The 14,970-nt window shown below is 63.8% G+C and carries 16 protein-coding genes; 7 read left to right on the forward strand and 9 right to left on the reverse strand.

The genetic code is table 11. From position 1 onward, the window contains the following. Positions 1 to 25 precede the first annotated feature (25 nt). Together JMY28_RS18240 and JMY28_RS18245 are read left to right on the forward strand one after the other, a co-directional pair. Positions 26 to 1,738, forward strand: a complete 1,713-nt coding sequence (locus tag JMY28_RS18240) for an FAD-dependent oxidoreductase (protein WP_201697312.1) — start codon at positions 26 to 28, stop codon at positions 1,736 to 1,738. Positions 1,739 to 1,755: 17 nt separating this feature from the next. Beyond that, positions 1,756 to 1,986 (forward strand): DUF2783 domain-containing protein, encoded by a 231-nt coding sequence (locus tag JMY28_RS18245; RefSeq protein ID WP_201697313.1) that lies wholly within the window; start codon positions 1,756 to 1,758, stop codon positions 1,984 to 1,986. A gap of 55 nt (positions 1,987 to 2,041) precedes the next feature. Here the strand turns inward: JMY28_RS18245 and JMY28_RS18250 are convergent, their stop codons facing one another. Then, a complete protein-coding gene (locus tag JMY28_RS18250) occupies positions 2,042 to 2,524 on the reverse strand; it encodes an Lrp/AsnC family transcriptional regulator (RefSeq protein WP_201697314.1) in 483 nt (160 codons plus the stop codon). Positions 2,525 to 2,930: 406 nt separating this feature from the next. Between JMY28_RS18250 and JMY28_RS18255 the strand changes: the two genes are divergently transcribed. Next, entirely contained in the window at positions 2,931 to 3,560 is a 630-nt protein-coding gene (locus JMY28_RS18255; RefSeq protein WP_201697315.1) for a LysE family translocator, read from the forward strand. A 75-nt stretch (positions 3,561 to 3,635) separates the two neighbouring features. Here JMY28_RS18255 and JMY28_RS18260 read toward each other — a convergent pair whose 3' ends face one another. The 3 genes from JMY28_RS18260 to JMY28_RS18270 form a co-directional block, all read right to left on the reverse strand. After that, a complete protein-coding gene (locus JMY28_RS18260) occupies positions 3,636 to 4,703 on the reverse strand; it encodes a DUF2242 domain-containing protein (protein WP_236596918.1) in 1,068 nt (355 codons plus the stop codon). 351 nt (positions 4,704 to 5,054) lie between these two features. After that, complete coding sequence (locus tag JMY28_RS18265) at positions 5,055 to 6,410, reverse strand: APC family permease (protein ID WP_201697317.1); 1,356 nt, start codon at positions 6,408 to 6,410, stop codon at positions 5,055 to 5,057. Between the two features lie 141 nt (positions 6,411 to 6,551). Next, positions 6,552 to 7,382 (reverse strand): carbon-nitrogen hydrolase family protein, encoded by an 831-nt coding sequence (locus tag JMY28_RS18270; protein WP_201697318.1) that lies wholly within the window; start codon positions 7,380 to 7,382, stop codon positions 6,552 to 6,554. Positions 7,383 to 7,501: 119 nt separating this feature from the next. Here JMY28_RS18270 and JMY28_RS18275 point away from each other — a divergent pair, with 119 nt between their 5' ends. Beyond that, a complete protein-coding gene (locus JMY28_RS18275; RefSeq protein WP_201697319.1) occupies positions 7,502 to 8,356 on the forward strand; it encodes a response regulator transcription factor in 855 nt (284 codons plus the stop codon). 25 nt (positions 8,357 to 8,381) lie between these two features. Here the strand turns inward: JMY28_RS18275 and JMY28_RS39440 are convergent, their stop codons facing one another. The 5 genes from JMY28_RS39440 to JMY28_RS18295 all read right to left on the reverse strand — a co-directional run bounded on the left by JMY28_RS39440 (position 8,382) and on the right by JMY28_RS18295 (position 11,260). Beyond that, entirely contained in the window at positions 8,382 to 8,798 is a 417-nt protein-coding gene (locus JMY28_RS39440; RefSeq protein ID WP_201697320.1) for a rubredoxin, read from the reverse strand. 40 nt (positions 8,799 to 8,838) lie between these two features. Then, the gene (locus tag JMY28_RS39360; protein ID WP_267939366.1) at positions 8,839 to 8,967 is read right to left on the reverse strand and encodes a hypothetical protein; all 129 of its coding nucleotides are present in this window, start codon (positions 8,965 to 8,967) and stop codon (positions 8,839 to 8,841) included. 264 nt (positions 8,968 to 9,231) lie between these two features. Beyond that, positions 9,232 to 9,789, reverse strand: a complete 558-nt coding sequence (locus tag JMY28_RS18285; RefSeq protein ID WP_201697321.1) for an FUSC family protein — start codon at positions 9,787 to 9,789, stop codon at positions 9,232 to 9,234. A gap of 198 nt (positions 9,790 to 9,987) precedes the next feature. Further along, positions 9,988 to 10,401, reverse strand: coding sequence for a DoxX family protein (locus JMY28_RS18290; RefSeq protein WP_201697322.1), 414 nt, complete (start codon positions 10,399 to 10,401; stop codon positions 9,988 to 9,990). Between the two features lie 133 nt (positions 10,402 to 10,534). Then, on the reverse strand, positions 10,535 to 11,260 hold the full coding sequence (locus JMY28_RS18295) for a pirin family protein (protein ID WP_201697323.1): 726 nt from the start codon (positions 11,258 to 11,260) through the stop codon (positions 10,535 to 10,537). Between the two features lie 127 nt (positions 11,261 to 11,387). Here JMY28_RS18295 and JMY28_RS18300 point away from each other — a divergent pair, with 127 nt between their 5' ends. The 3 genes from JMY28_RS18300 to ahpF all read left to right on the forward strand — a co-directional run bounded on the left by JMY28_RS18300 (position 11,388) and on the right by ahpF (position 14,926). Further along, complete coding sequence (locus JMY28_RS18300) at positions 11,388 to 12,296, forward strand: LysR family transcriptional regulator (protein WP_201697324.1); 909 nt, start codon at positions 11,388 to 11,390, stop codon at positions 12,294 to 12,296. 312 nt (positions 12,297 to 12,608) lie between these two features. Then, positions 12,609 to 13,172, forward strand: a complete 564-nt coding sequence (gene ahpC / locus JMY28_RS18305; RefSeq protein WP_201697325.1) for an alkyl hydroperoxide reductase subunit C — start codon at positions 12,609 to 12,611, stop codon at positions 13,170 to 13,172. 152 nt (positions 13,173 to 13,324) lie between these two features. After that, positions 13,325 to 14,926, forward strand: a complete 1,602-nt coding sequence (gene ahpF, locus JMY28_RS18310; RefSeq protein WP_201697326.1) for an alkyl hydroperoxide reductase subunit F — start codon at positions 13,325 to 13,327, stop codon at positions 14,924 to 14,926. The last annotated feature ends 44 nt before the right edge of the window (positions 14,927 to 14,970 follow it).

Below are 14,970 nucleotides of genomic sequence, written 5' to 3' on the forward strand. Positions count from 1 at the left end.
CTAGGGCATCGGTGGAGACAAAAAGATGATCGACTATCAGACGCTGACCTTCGACTACGCGCGATGCAGTGAACAAACCCCGGACGCCGCTGCGTGCGTGCGTCCGGTCGTGGTGGTCGGCGCGGGGCCGGTGGGCCTGGTGACCGCCATCGACCTCGCGCGGCAAGGTGTGCAGGTGGTGCTCGTGGACGACGACTGCACGCTTTCCACGGGCTCGCGCGCCATCTGCTTTTCCAAGCGCTCGCTCGATATCTTCGACCGCCTCGGCTGCGGCGAGCGCATGGTCGAAAAGGGCGTGAGCTGGAACGTGGGCAAGGTGTTCCGCAAGGACGAGCTCGTCTACACGTTCAACCTGCTGCCTGAAAGCGGTCACCATCGGCCGGCTTTCGTGAATCTTCAGCAGTACTACGTGGAAGGCTACCTGCTCGAACGCGCGCAGGCGTTGCCCAACCTGGAAATTCGCTGGAAGAACAAGGTGACGGGCGTGGCGCAGCACGGCACGCCGGGCGAAAGCGATGCGCACGTCGCGCTCGAAATCGAAACACCGGACGGCCCGTACACGCTGCTCGCGCGCTACGTGGTGGCCGCCGACGGCTCGCGCAGCCCGCTGCGCAAGCTGCTGGGCCTCGACAGTCACGGGCGCACGTTCAAGGACCGCTTCCTCATCGCCGACGTGAAAATGGAAGCCGACTTCCCCACCGAACGCTGGTTCTGGTTCGATCCGCCGTTTCATCCGAACCAGTCGGTGCTGCTGCATCGCCAGCCCGACAACGTGTGGCGCATCGACTTTCAGCTTGGCTGGGACGCCGACCCGGTGCTCGAGAAAACGCCCGAGCGCGTGATTCCACGCGTGCGCGCGCTGCTCGGCCCCGATGTGAAATTCGAACTGGAGTGGGTGAGCATCTACACGTTCTCGTGCCTGCGTATGGACAGCTTCCGCCAGGGCAACGTGCTGTTCGCGGGCGACTCGGCGCATCTGGTTTCGCCGTTCGGCGCGCGCGGCGCGAATAGCGGCTTTCAGGACGGCGAGAACCTCGCATGGAAGCTCGCCATGGTGCTGGAGAACCACGCGCCCGACGCGCTGCTCAACACCTATGCGAGCGAGCGCGAATACGCAGCCGACGAAAACATCCGCAACTCGACGCGTTCGACCGACTTCATCACGCCGAAGAGCGCGGTGAGCCGCATGTTCCGCGATGCCGTGCTCACGCTCGCTCGCGAGCATGCGTTCGCGCGGCAGTTGGTGAACAGCGGCCGGCTTTCCGTGCCGGCGGTGCTGCGCGAATCGACCTTGAACACGCCCGACGAAGATACGTTCGACGGCAAGATGGAGCCGGGCGCTTCGTGTGCGGACGCGCCGGTGCTAAACGCAGCGGGTAACGAGAGCTGGCTGCTTGCGCATCTGGGCGACCAGTTCGCGGGCCTCGTGTTCAGCCGCGCGGGCTCGGCATTCGATACCGCGACGCTCGACACGCTGCAGGCGCTCTCGCATTCACCGGTGCCGCTCAAGTTCGTGGTGATGCTCGAAGGCGATGCGGCTGTGCCCGCGGGTCTGCCTGCATCGACGGTGGTGTTGCGCGACGCGCAAGGGCTGGCGGCGCAGCGCTACGGCGCGCAGGATGGGGCGTTCTATTTGATTCGTCCGGACCAGCACGTGAGCGCACGCTGGCGGCGCGCCGACGCGGCGCGCGTGGAAAGCGCACTCAAGCGGGCGCTTTGCGTGCAAGGCACGGCATAGAGGAAGAGGAAACAACCATGCTGAACACCCAACCGAATCTGGCAAGACCGGACGACTTTTACGAAGCGCTGATCGACATGCATCGCGATCTCGACGAGGCGCAGAGTCAATCGGCCAACGCACAACTCATTCTGCTGCTTGCGAATCACATAGGCGAACACGAAACGCTGATACAAGCGCTTCGCTTCGCGCGCGCAGGCGTGAGCGCGCCGGCGAGCAACGGCGTGACGGGAAAACTCGCGGCGTGAAAGCGCGATCGCGTCGAAGCGAGCGGCCGGGTGCCTGCCTGCCGCTCGTCAGCCGTTACACCTGCATGGACGGCACATCCTTCATGCAGCGCAAGGCGAACATCGAACGGCTGTGGCGAATGCTCGAAATGCGATAGAGCTTCTCGCGCAGGAAACGCTCGTAGCCCGCGGTGCCGTCCACCGCCACCTTGATCCAGTAGTCGTACTCGCCGGAGACGAGATAAGCCTCCAGCACTTCGGGCAGCGCCGCGAGTTCGGCGCCGAAGCGCGCGAGCGCGTCGTCTTCGTGACGGTCGAGCGTCACTTCCAGAATCACGATGTCCGCGTAGCCCAGCTTTTGCTGGTTCACGAGCGCGACATAGCCGTCGATATAGCCATCGGCTTCGAGCTGGCGCGTGCGGTTCCAGCACGCGGTCGTGGACATGCCCACCTGCTCGGCCAGCTCGGCGTTCGACAGTCGGGCGTTCTTTTGCAGGGCGCTGAGGATCTTGCGGTCCTGATTGTCGAGCGCTTTGGGGGCACGTTCACGAGGGCTCATGGCGAAAAAGAATCTTGTACAGGTAGGGTCAATTTTAGCGGAAGAAGATTCCGTGCATTAACCGTTTCTACCTGAAAACCGGAAGCCTAATCCGGCTATTCACCGGTATATTTTCTCCATGCCTTCTTGCCTGGCACGACCCACGCGGCCACCTCCCCGCGGTGGGGAGCGCCGCCGCAGCCACAAGCCGCGGTGGTCCGTCAGGGCCGGTTTCCGTTGCACCCTGCGGCGGCTACCGGGCGTTGCGCGCGTATACCACGCGGCCAGCAATGTCCGGTCAGGCAGTTGGCATTTGAAAACCGCGCTCTCGCGCGGTTTTTTGTTGCCTGGTTTCGATACCCGCTTTTGATGCCTTTCGCTACCCCGAGCGCCGTCCGTCAACACGTCTTCGCCAGCACGCCCAGCAATGTCGATCCAGCTGTATCTATCTTTTCTCGCCGCCGCGCTCGTACTCGTCTACACCCCCGGTCCAGTCAACGTGCTCACCATGAGCCAGGCGCTCCATGCCGGCTGGCGCCGCGCGCTGCCCTGCGTCTGGGGCGGCACGCTCGCGGTGCTGCTCCAGCTCGCGCTGACGGCGCTTTGCCTCAATTCGCTGCTGTTGATTAGTGAGCATTCACTTACGCTTTTGCGCTGGCTGGGTGCAGCCTATCTCGTCTGGCTGGGCTGCAAGCAGTGGCGCAGCCGCTCGCTGGCTGGTACGGATGTGGCTGCCGAAGCAGCCGATAACGCAAGCCGTCGCGATCTGTTCTGGCGCGGATTCGCGACTTCGGGGCTCAATCCGAAGACCTTGCTGTTCTTTCCGTCGTTTTTCCCGCAGTTCATGAGCGCCGACGCGCCCTGGAGCGCCAACCGTCAGTATTTGCTGCTGGCGGCGACGTTTGCGGTGCTGTTTGCGGGCGGCGTGGCTTCAATGGCGCTGTTCTCGCACCGGCTGCGCCACGTGCTGCAACGGCCGAGGCGTATGCGTGCCGTGAATCGCCTGATGGGCAGCCTGCTCGTGGGCATGGGCGCGATGATGGCCGGCTTGCGCTGAGCGCGCAGGCGGCGGAAGGCTCGCGCGGTTGTGCGCGAGCCGGTTGGCGTGACGCCGGCTCGGCGCGCCGGGCGCTTAGGGCGTGGTCGTGCTGCCGGTGGTCGATACGGCCGGCGTGGCCGCCGCGCTCTGCGTGGTAGGAGTGCCTGCGGCCGCCGAGGTCGAAGCGAGCGTTTGCGCTGCCGTGGCGCTTGCCGACGCCGCAACGGGCGTCGCCGCATTGTGAGTGGTCACACTCGCCGCGAGCCCCGCAGGCTGCGGGTTTGCGGAAACCGTCGCCGGCACGCCCATGATCGCGGCCGCAGCCGCCGTGGCGTGGTCCACCGGAGCGGAGGCGCCCGGAGTCGATGCGGCGGGCGCGGGCGCCGCCGTAGCTGGCGCCGACGCAGCCGCGGGCGCAGCCGCCGGCGCCGTTACCACCGGCGCGGCCGACAGCGTGGCGCTATGCAGCACTGCCGCCCCCGTTGCCGCAGCCGCTGCAGCAGCGGCCGGCGCTGCCGACCCCACCGTGGTCGCGGCGGGCGCTGCGCTTGCCGTGACCGGCTCGATGGGCGGCGGAAGCGGCGCACTCTTGATCGCGTCGGTGCCCGGCACAGGCTCGCTGCGCGCCGAAGCGTTCAAATACCGCCCCACCAGATCGAAGAAGCGCGAGTAAAACGGGCCTGACTGGATCGTCTCGCTCGAAATCTTCACCATCTCGTCGCTGTTCGAGCGAATAGGCAGCGATACCGACCCCAGAATCGAGAGCCCCACGCTCGCCGAGGTATCGCTCTTCTTGAGCGCGTAGCCGTTCTGCACGGCGTTGACGTACACCATGCTCGTATTGCTCGCATCGCCCGGCGTGCAGACCACGTGCACCTCCACGACGATGTGCTGATCCATCGTCGGCTGGAAGTTCTTCGTGGCGTCGACGGTGTCGTTGCGCGTCATCGTCGTCATGTAGCCCTGGCTCAGCAGCGCGCGGCGCGACGACTCGCAGGCGTCCGTGCTCGCGTAGTTGAAGCTGCGCGAGAACTGGCTGGGCGCGGTGCTCAGCAACTGATCTTCCTGGAAACCGGGCTTGGCCGAGGAGCACGCGCCGAGCGCAGCAGCCAGCGTCACCGTGATGACGGCGAGGGCGGCGCTGCGAAGCGGGACGGGCAAACGAGGGAAATTTTTCGAAAAACGGGGCATGTTTGGGGCAAACAGGGCAGCAATGCGGCATTGCATCGGACGGGATGCATTGTAGTTCGGTTCCGCTGCGCATGACCGAACGCTCGTTTTTTCGAGGCATTTCGAAAGCCGGGCGAAGGCGTCTCGAACCTTACATCCCGCATGACGAAAAAAACGGGCTTCCGCCCAACGCGAAAGCCCGTGTCAATCTTGGCGCCCGGGCGCGGCTGGCGGGGTCGGATAGCCGAGCGGTTCTTTTTGCTGCACTGGATAGAAAAACGGCGAGCGCCCGTAAGGGACGCTCGCCGTTTTGTTTGAAACAGGCAGTGCGAGGCGCTTCGCTTACACCGCCATTTCCGGCGGCGCTTGCCGGAAGCACCGCGTGATCCAGCCGAGATACACGAGGCCGAGCACGAACCAGACAATGCCGAGCACGATCGCGGTCTTTTCGAGGCTGCACAGCAGCCAGATATCGGTCACGGCGCCGATCAGCGGGAACACCAGACCGCCGAGGAGCCCAAAGCCACGCGTGCCTGCCGCGCCGCTGAAGTACTGGCGGATCACGCACAGGTTCACCGACGTGAACGCGAGGAACGCGCCGAAGTTGATGAACGAGGTGGACGTGGCCACGTCGAGCTTCAGCGCGATCAAACCAACGACACCCGCAATCGCGATGTTGATCGCCGGCGTGCGAAAACGCGGGTGAATGTAGCCGAAAATCGACTTGGGCAGCACTTCATCGCGGCCCATCGCATAGAGCAAACGCCCCACGCTGGCCTGCGCCGAGATACCCGAGGCGAACTGCGCGAGAATCAGGCCCGCGAGGAAAATCGTCACGAAGATATCGCCGCCCACCTTGCGGGCGATTTCGAACGCGGCCGAGTCGGGGTCCTTGAACACGGCGCCCGGATGCGCGAGTTGCAGCGTGTACGCAGCGATCACGAAGATTGCGCCGCCCACCAGCGCGATCAGCACGATCGCGCGCGGAATGGTCTTTTCGGGCTCGATGGTTTCCTCGGTGAGCGTGGAAACGGCGTCGAAGCCGAGGTACGAATATGCGGCGATCGCAGCGCCCGCCATCGTGGCCGAAAGCGGCACGTGCGGCTGGAAGAACGGCTGCGCTGCGACGAGTCCGCCCGGACCTGCGGCCGCGGCGGCGTAGTGCAAACAAAGGACTACGAACATTGCCGTGATGCCGAGCTGCACGATCATCAGCACGATGTTAAAGCGTGCTGCGAGTTCGATGCCGATGATGTTCAGCGCGCTCGTGAAGACGATGAACGCGACAATCCAGATCCATGTGGGCACGCTCGGGAACGCAGCGCCAAGATAAGCCGCGCCGATCAGCCAGATCACCATCGGCAGGAAGAAGTAATCGAGCAGCGTGGCCCAGCCGATCATGAAGCCCAGGTGTGCATTGAAGCTCTTGCGCGTGTACGTATAGGCTGAACCCGCCACAGGGAAAAGGCGCGCAAGCTTGCCGTAACTGAGGGCCGTGAACACGATCGCGATGAGCGCGATGAGATACGCGAGGGCGGCGGTGTCCTGGCTCGCGCCTGCGAGCACGCCATAGGTGCCGTAGACGATCAGCGGCGCCATGTAGGCGAGGCCGAACAGGAGCACGGACGGCAGGCCGAGCGTGCGCTTCAGGTGAGGTACGTGAGTGCCGCGTTCATGCGACGGCGAGGCAGGCTTCATGATGCAGTTGTCTCCTGGGTGCTGCGGTTCTGGCGGGCGTGAGCGAGCCTGACAAGCCACGAGAAGCGGCTTGCCGGATCGCTTGTTGCCGGGTCCTGGTGCCTGGCGCTTTTAAGGCTGCTTTTAAGGCCTTTAATGCCTTTAACGCGCGCGCGGGCGGATATTGAGCGAGCGACGCCCTTGCGCGTCGTTCTCGTCCACGAGATTGAGCGCAATGCGTGCGTCGTGCAGATAGCTGTAGTGTTCGCGGCTTTGCGCGAGGAGCGCGCGATCTACCTTCGCGTGCAGCACCGCGTCTTCGTCCTTCAACTCGCAGAGGACGTCGCCGAACGGGCTCACGAGCGCCGTTTCCCCGGGGAACGTGAGGTTGTCGTCGCCGTCACCGGTGCGGTTCACGAGCGCCGCGAACATCTGGTTCTCCATGGCGCGCGCGACGATCGCGCGGCGATGCACGGGGCCGAATGGATCCATATTGCCGTTCGTGACAACGAGCATTTCCGCGCCGAGCGACGCAACGGCACGCGCCGTTTCGGGAAACTCGATGTCGTAGCAGATCAAGAGACCAACGGTCGTGCCCTTGAATTCGCACACCTCGTAGCGCTCGCCGGGCGTGAACACGCCCACGTCCGTGGCCCACAGGTGCGTCTTGCGGTAACGCAGCGCGATGTCGCCGCGTTCGTCGATCAGCACGGTGGTGTTGTAGAAACGATCGCCATCGCGCTCGGCGAGGCCCACGGCGACGCCGATATTGGCTGCGCGTGCGGCGTCGCGCACTTTGGAGAGCGAGGGGCCTTCGAGCGTTTCGGCCACGTCGCGCACGTTTTCGCGCGTGGGAAAGCCCGTGAGCGTCGCTTCGGGAAAGACGATGAGATCGCTGCCTTCGCGGCGCCTGGCCGTAGCGTCGAGCACGCGGGCCAGGTTGGGAGCGACTGCGCCGTCCACGACCGGGATCTGCGCGAGTTCGAGTTGCATGCTTGTCTCCTTCCTTATGTATTACGTAAAGCACCGCGTGGGCGTCAGGAGCGGCTATTATCTCCACGTTATTTTTGTCGAGGAATTACCCTGCAGGGGTACCCCTGATCGGAGAGGCCATGGAACTGGACTGGCAGGACCGCGCGTTCCATCACCATATCGCGACGCTGATCGACGCCATCGACGGCTCGGACTTCTGGACCCGCATCACGCGCGTGATCGAGCGCTTTGTCGCGTTCGACAATTGGGTTGCGCTCGTCTTCCGGCGCGATCGCGCGCCGCTTGTCTGCGCCGAGTCGCCCATGCCCGACGGCACCGTGGATCTCTTGTTCCGCGCGTATCTGGAGGGGATGTACCTGCTCGATCCGTTCTATCTCAACGCTAGCGAGAAGCCGCGCGCGGGACTCATCACGCTCGCCGAAGTCGCGCCCGACAACTTCCGCATGACGGACTACTATCAGCGCTACTTCAAGAGCAACATCATCGGCGACGAGGTGCAGTTCAACTTGCCGGTGGATGGCGAGCGCACGCTGATTTTCTCGCTGGGCGCAAAGCACCATTACACGGAGCGCGATATTGCGTTGTTCGCGATGTTCGCGCCTTGGGTGGTCGCGCTCATGAAGCAGCGGCTCGCGTCTGAGACGTTTGCCGAGGGAGTTGCCGAGGCGGTCGCGTCGGACTCGGCTGAAGCCCAAAGCGCGGCGCAGCAGGGGCAGTTGAGCGAAGCGGGCTTCGCGAGCCGCATCGAAGCGGTCACGCAGCAAAGCGGACGCGTGGCGCTCACCGCGCGCGAGATCGAAGTGGTGCGTTTGAGCCTGAGCGGCTTTTCCACGCGCGCGATTGCGGAGCGGCTCGAAATTTCGTTCGAGACCGTGCGCGCGCACAAGAAGCATATTTACGCGAAGCTCGGCGTGAGTTCGCAGTCGGAGTTGTTTGCGCTGTTCTACGAGCCGCTTGGACGCGCGCTCGTGTGAACAGCCGCGCGCCTTGAGCGTCGCGTTAGAACTCGACGAGCGCGAAGTCTTCCTTGCCCACGTCGCAGAGCGGGCAGCGCCAGTCTTCGGGCACGTCGGCCCAGCGGGTGCCCGGGGCGAGGCCGTCGTCGGGGGCGCCTGCCGCTTCGTCGTACACCCAGCCGCAGATCACGCAGACCCATTGCTTGAGGCCGTCGTCGACGCCGGCAGCAGCCGTTGAGGCGCTTGCCGGTGCTTCGGGCGCGGCGCTTTCGCGCGGCGTGTCGAGCGCGACGACGAGCGGCGCTGCGGTGCTTTCGCGCGCAGCGAGCCTGGTTTGCAGCGTGGCGAGCAGCGCGGCGGCTTCGTCGGCGGTGAGGTCGATCCAGTACGGGTCGCCTGCGCCGTCATTCAGGCGTTCGGGTGAGAACTGGATTTCGAGGGCGACGCCTTTCTTGTACATAAGCGAAAACGGTTGGCTCAATGCCCCGGACGCGCTGCGCTCACAGGAAGTAGCGGAACAGCAGCGAGGCCGCGATGCCGCCAGCCGCGATCAGCGCGAGCATTTGCAGGAGCGTGATGGACTTGCTGGACTTGGCGTTCGAAGCGGTGGGACGGGTGGTGGTGTTCATAGGTGAAATTGCGGCGGCGTGGGTTGCGGTGTCGATTGCGCCCCTTAATGTCGTCATGTCTTGCATGGCGTCGGCAGAGCGCGGCGGGGGAGTTTCGCACGATTTCGCGTCGACAGGGGCATTTGCGCGGCGACTGCGCGCACGCGGGGCAGATTTCGCCCCCGGCAACCTGGCCGCACAGCGGTATGGATTATCGCCGCTAACGCGGGCCGGATTCCTGAGCGCCCGGAGATGGATTATTTCGCGTGAGTTGAGAGACGGCTCTCACGCATGCAGCCAGCGTTGCTCGACATATGAAAACAGCCAGCTGACCGGCACCGCGCAGGCCATGCCGATGGCCACCTGCGCCACGCGAAAGAGCGCAACGTCCCATACCGGCCCGTTGAAGGGCACGAGGAGCACGATGGTGGTGGTGATCGCGCCCAGCCGCGCGGCGGTGCTCACACTCAGGCACCAGCAGCCGATGATCACCACGCTCACCGCGACGAGGTACGCCGCGAGATTTTCCGGGCCGAACGCGGCCGTGGCGAGCCCCACCGCGCCGCCCGCAATCGCGCCGATGAACTGGTCGCGCGACTGCGCAAGCGTATCGGCGTAATCGTGCTGGGTGACGGCAATAGCGGTGATCGCGGCCCAGAACGCCTGCTCGGTGTGGAGCGCGCGGCCGATGCTATACGCAAGACCCGCCGCGCACACGGCGCGCAGCGCCATGAGCGTGCCTTGCGCGGCGCGGTTCTTGAGCGGCAGGCGCTTGAGCGCGCTCAGTGCCGATTGCTGGAGCGAAGTGAGGTACGCGTAGAGGTTGTCTTGTGGGTCGTGCATCGCGCGTAATGGATCGTAAGGAGAACGTGAGGATAGGCGGGCGCGCTGCCAAGCATATCAAGCCGTGTCTGTCGTGTGCGCATCGTTGGGCGGGCAATGCGTGCATGTCTCCTTGAGATTCGATCAAATTATCAGGAACGCAAAAAAGGCGCGATGCCATGCGGCATCGCGCCTTTCTACAGCCCCAAAAACCGTGCGTTACTTCCTGTCGATCGAGATCCGTCCCGGACCCGTTACCGCGAGTGCGAGCAAGCCGCCTGCGATGCTGATGTTCTTGTAGAAGTTGATCATGTTCATCATTTGATCGGCGCCGGTCATGGTCCAGAAGTGATGGCCAATGAATGCCGTCGCAACGGTGTAGATCGCGAGCAGCACGGCGAGCGGCCGCGTGTAGAAGCCTACGAGCAGCAGAATGCCAACCGCGAACTCCATGATCACGGCGATGACGGCCGACAACATCGGCACGGGCGCGCCCACGTGCGCCATGTAGTCGACGGTGCCCGAAAAGCCGGTGATCTTGGACCAGCCGAACAGGATGAACAGGGAGGTCAGCAGGATGCGCGAGACCAGTAGCACGACGTCGTTGCCCGGCCCGAACAGGTTGTATCGCATAGTTTTTCTCCGAAGAAGTTTTAAGCAGTTCACTACGTATCAGTTCGCGCTTTGCCGGATGGCGGCCCGCTTTCGGTAAGCGGGCCGCCGCGTGCCGGTCTGCGCCAGCATAACCGCAGGCGCAACGCCGAGGTTAAGACCAGAGCTCCGACACTTCGATATTACGCAGATCGAACACCAGGACCTCTGCATCGTGTCCGTCGCTGAAGCTCAACTCGCGCTCTGAGCGGATGCGCGCGCCGTCGCCTTCACCGAGTTCCACGCCGTTCAGCTTCACGCTGCCGCGCGCCACGTGAACGTAGGCGTAGCGGTCGGCGCCCACTTCGACCTTCGCCGTTTCTGCACCGTCGAGGCGTCCGGCATACACGCGTGCGTCCTGGCGCAGCAGCAGCGAGTCTTCGGCGCCGTCCGGCGAGAGGATCAGGCGGAGCTTCCCGCGCTTTTCCTCATCGGCGATGTTCTTTTGCTGGTAGCGCGGTTGCGCGCCCTTCACGTTCGGCGCAATCCAGATCTGCAGGAAGTGCACCCCTTCGTCGGCCGAGTGGTTGAACTCGCTGTGCGCGACGCCGGTGCCGGCGCTCATCAGCTGCACGTCGCCGGGGACGATCACCGAGCCCGTGCCCATCGAGTCCTTGTGCTCGAGCGCGCCTTCCAGCACGTACGAGAAGATTTCCATGTCGCGGTGCGGGTGCTTGCCGAAGCCGCGCGCCGGGGCCACGCGGTCGTCGTTGATCACGAGCAGATCCGAAAAGCCCACTTGCTTCGGATCGTAGTAGTTGGCAAACGAAAACGTGTGACGCGAGCTGAGCCAGCCATGTTCACCGCGGCCGCGTTGGTCTGCCTTGCGAAGTTCGATCATTTTCGTCTCTCCGTGCGAATCGTTTCGATTCGGTTGACTGGTTGCGATGGAAGAATTTTAGGTCAATCAAATCGACTCGAATCGCCGTAAAATACGACTCACTGTCACATTGAAGTGGACAATTGAAATGCAGCTCGACGATATGCGGATCTTCGTGAACACCGTGGATGCCGGCAATTTCACGGCGGCGGCTCACCGGCTTCGGCTTTCCAAACAGTTCGTGAGTCGGCGCGTGGCGGCGCTGGAGGCCGATCTGGGCGCGCGCTTGCTCGTGCGCAACACGCGCAAGCTGGCGGTGACGGACCTCGGTCAGGACTTCTATGAGCGCGCGAAGCGCATCCTTCTGGACGTGTCCGAAGCCGAGCAGGCCATGTCGGACCGGCGCAGCGAGCCGCGCGGCCTCCTGAAAGTGAGCGCGCCGATGTCGTTCGGCATGGCGCACCTTTCGCCGCTCGTCGCCGAATTTCTGCGCGAGCATCCGGATGTTCGCTTCGACATGGACCTAAGCGACCGCACCGTCGATGTGATTGGCGAGGGCTTCGACATGGCGTTGCGCATTGGCCGGCTGGCGGACTCCACGCTGGTCGCGCAAAAGCTTATCGACGTGCGCATGATCGCCTGCTGCAGCCCCGGCTACCGGCGCCGCCGCCGCGCGCCGCAAACGCCGGCCGAGCTCGCGCAGCACGCCTGCCTGCCATATGGGCAGCAGGGCCGCGCACCATGGGAGTTCATCGTCGATGGCGTGCGCACGCCTTTCGACGTGCACGGGCCGCTGCGCGCAAACAACGGCGAAGTGATCCGGGACGCGGCCATTGCCGGGCTCGGCATCTGCTATCTGCCGGACTTCATCGTGGCGGGATCGGTTGATGCGGGGCTGCTAGTCGAGGTGCTCGAGCCGTTCATGCCGCCGCCCAACGCGCTGCATGCGGTGTACCCGCAACATCGTGAAGCTTCCGTGACGATTCGTGCGCTCACGCAATACCTGCGCGAGCGGCTTGCGGTGCGTGCGGCAACCGCGCGCGGCGGGGCGCTTTGACGCAGCAAGCCTGCGGCTCTTGCAGAAAGGCCGTTGTGCCTGCATCTAACGCGTAGAGCCTCGCGGACGCACCACGAAAGGGCGGACATGTGAGGCGCATTGTCGCAGTTTCGTTGTATGCTCACCGCCCCGAGGGTTGTTCGGGCCGCGCGATGCGAGCGCGGAACCCTATGCTGGCGGGCTTTGACGGACGCTATGGGGTCCGATAGGCAGGGTTAATACCCGCGATCAAACCAACCAATTTTTCAAACGGACGCGGTTCCCGTAACCTTCGTTCATACCTTTTCCCAACCCAGACCGAGGAAACAACGCATGTCTCTCATCAACACGCAAGTCAAGCCGTTCAAAGCCACCGCTTACCACAATGGCAAGTTCGTTCCGGTCTCTGAAGAAAATTTCAAGGGCAAGTGGTCGGTTGTCGTGTTCTACCCTGCCGACTTCACTTTCGTGTGCCCGACGGAACTCGGCGACCTGGCCGACCAGTACGCAGAATTCCAGAAGCTGGGCGTTGAAGTCTACGGTGTGTCGACCGACACGCACTTCACGCACAAGGCATGGCACGACACGTCGGACACGATCGCCAAGATCAAGTACCCGCTGGTCGGCGACCCGACGGGCGCAATCACGCGCAACTTCGACGTGATGATCGAAGAAGAAGGCCTGGCACTGCGCGGCACGTTCGTGATCAACCCGGAAGGCGAGATCAAGCTGTGCGAAATCCACGACAACGGCATCGGCCGTGACGCCAAGGAACTGCTGCGCAAGGTGCAAGCTGCTCAGTACGTGGCATCGCACCCGGGCGAAGTTTGCCCCGCCAAGTGGACGCCGGGCGCTGAAACGCTCAAGCCGTCGCTCGACCTCGTCGGCAAGATCTAAGCGTCGCTGTTCAAATGCGATCGCCCTGATCGCATGACGCTTCAGATATTCAGCAGTAGATCAAAGCTGTAACTCCGGGCCGTGCCCTCGCGGCCTGCGGCCCGGACGCATCCCAGCATTCCCCCGCTTCTTCTCTAGCCGGAAAAAAAGCCATGCTCGACGCCAACCTCAAAGATCAACTCAAAAGCTACCTCGAAAAAGTCACGCAGTCGATCGAGATCGTTGCGTACCTGGACGATGGCGAGAAGTCGCAAGAACTGCAGCAACTGCTGCAGGACATCGCATCGCTCTCGAATCGCATCTCCTACGAAGAACGCCGTGGCGCCGCAACTGGCGACGCGCGTACCCCTTCGTTCGAGATCAAACGCGCGAACACCGACGTGAAAGTCACGTTCGCGGGCATTCCGATGGGCCACGAATTCACGTCGCTCGTGCTTGCACTGCTTCAGGTGGGCGGCCACCCCGTCAAGCTCGAGAACGACACGATCGAACAGGTGAAGGCGCTCGACGGCGTGTTCTCGTTCGAAGTCTATATGTCGCTGTCGTGCCAGAACTGCCCGGAAGTCGTGCAGTCGATCAACGCAATGGCCGCGCTCAACCCGAACGTGCAGATCGTCACCATCGACGGCGCGCTGTATCAGGACGAAGTCGAGAAGCGCCAGATCATGGCCGTGCCGACCATCTACCTGAACGGCGAAGTCTTCGGCCAGGGCCGTATGGGCGTGGAAGAGATTCTCGCGAAGCTCGACACCGGCGCATCGGCGCGTGCCGCCGGGAAGCTGAACGAGAAGGATATTTTCGACATGCTCATCGTCGGCGGCGGTCCCGCTGGCGCGGCGGCTGCGATCTACGCGGCGCGCAAGGGCATTCGCACCGGCGTGCTCGCCGAGCGCTTCGGCGGCCAGGTGCTCGACACGATGTCGATCGAGAATTTCGTCTCGGTCACGGAAACGGAAGGGCCGAAGTTCGCCACGGCGCTCGAGCAGCACGTGCGCGCCTATGACGTCGACATCATGAATCTGCAGCGCGCCGAAGCGCTCGTGCCCTCGGGCAACGGCTTCGAAGTGCGCACGCAAAGCGGCGCGACGCTGCGCGCGAAGAGTGTTGTGCTCGCAACGGGTGCGCGCTGGCGCAACGTCGATGTGCCGGGCGAGCAGCAGTACAAGAACAAGGGCGTGGCCTACTGCCCGCACTGCGACGGCCCGCTCTTCAAGGGCAAGCGCGTGGCGGTGATCGGCGGCGGCAACTCGGGTGTGGAAGCGGCGATCGACCTGGCCGGTATCGTGAGCCATGTGACGCTGCTCGAATTCGGCGCGCAACTGCGCGCGGACGAAGTGCTGCAACGCAAGCTGCGCAGCCTGCCGAACGTCACAGTGCACGTGAACGCGCAAACCACGGAGATTACCGGCGACGGCCAGAAGGTTACGGGTCTCGCGTATCTCGAACGCACGTCGGGCGAGAAGCATCATCTCGAACTCGAAGGTGTGTTCGTGCAGATCGGCCTCGTGCCGAACACCGAGTTCCTCAAGGGCACGGTTGCGCTGTCGAAGCACGGCGAGATCGAAGTGGACGCGAAGGGCCAGACGTCGGTGCCGGGCGTGTTCGCCGCGGGCGACGTGACGACCGTGCCGTTCAAGCAGATCGTGATCGCCGTGGGCGAAGGTGCGAAGGCATCGCTCGGCGCGTTCGATTACCTGATCCGCTCCTCCGTGGAGCAGGAAGAGGACGCGAAGGCGGCGCCTGTGGTCGCCTAAGCAGAGGGTTAGAGCAGTCTCTCTTTACGCCGGCTTACGCCGGC

Origin of the sequence: Paraburkholderia hiiakae (assembly GCF_904848665.1) — a bacterium.
Taxonomy (GTDB): Bacteria; Pseudomonadota; Gammaproteobacteria; order Burkholderiales; family Burkholderiaceae; genus Paraburkholderia; species Paraburkholderia hiiakae.

Excerpts from the sequence above, each read along its gene's own strand:
- JMY28_RS18240 (WP_201697312.1), top strand. The coding sequence starts at position 26 with ATGATCGACTATCAGACGCTGACCTTCGACTACGCGCGATGCAGTGAA.
- JMY28_RS18245 (WP_201697313.1), top strand. The coding sequence starts at position 1,756 with ATGCTGAACACCCAACCGAATCTGGCAAGACCGGACGACTTTTACGAA.
- JMY28_RS18250 (WP_201697314.1), bottom strand. The coding sequence starts at position 2,524 with ATGAGCCCTCGTGAACGTGCCCCCAAAGCGCTCGACAATCAGGACCGC.
- JMY28_RS18255 (WP_201697315.1), top strand. The coding sequence starts at position 2,931 with ATGTCGATCCAGCTGTATCTATCTTTTCTCGCCGCCGCGCTCGTACTC.
- JMY28_RS18265 (WP_201697317.1), bottom strand. The coding sequence starts at position 6,410 with ATGAAGCCTGCCTCGCCGTCGCATGAACGCGGCACTCACGTACCTCAC.
- JMY28_RS18270 (WP_201697318.1), bottom strand. The coding sequence starts at position 7,382 with ATGCAACTCGAACTCGCGCAGATCCCGGTCGTGGACGGCGCAGTCGCT.
- JMY28_RS18275 (WP_201697319.1), top strand. The coding sequence starts at position 7,502 with ATGGAACTGGACTGGCAGGACCGCGCGTTCCATCACCATATCGCGACG.
- JMY28_RS39440 (WP_201697320.1), bottom strand. The coding sequence starts at position 8,798 with ATGTACAAGAAAGGCGTCGCCCTCGAAATCCAGTTCTCACCCGAACGC.
- JMY28_RS39360 (WP_267939366.1), bottom strand. The coding sequence starts at position 8,967 with ATGAACACCACCACCCGTCCCACCGCTTCGAACGCCAAGTCCAGCAAG.
- JMY28_RS18285 (WP_201697321.1), bottom strand. The coding sequence starts at position 9,789 with ATGCACGACCCACAAGACAACCTCTACGCGTACCTCACTTCGCTCCAG.
- JMY28_RS18290 (WP_201697322.1), bottom strand. The coding sequence starts at position 10,401 with ATGCGATACAACCTGTTCGGGCCGGGCAACGACGTCGTGCTACTGGTC.
- JMY28_RS18295 (WP_201697323.1), bottom strand. The coding sequence starts at position 11,260 with ATGATCGAACTTCGCAAGGCAGACCAACGCGGCCGCGGTGAACATGGC.
- JMY28_RS18300 (WP_201697324.1), top strand. The coding sequence starts at position 11,388 with ATGCAGCTCGACGATATGCGGATCTTCGTGAACACCGTGGATGCCGGC.
- ahpC (WP_201697325.1), top strand. The coding sequence starts at position 12,609 with ATGTCTCTCATCAACACGCAAGTCAAGCCGTTCAAAGCCACCGCTTAC.
- ahpF (WP_201697326.1), top strand. The coding sequence starts at position 13,325 with ATGCTCGACGCCAACCTCAAAGATCAACTCAAAAGCTACCTCGAAAAA.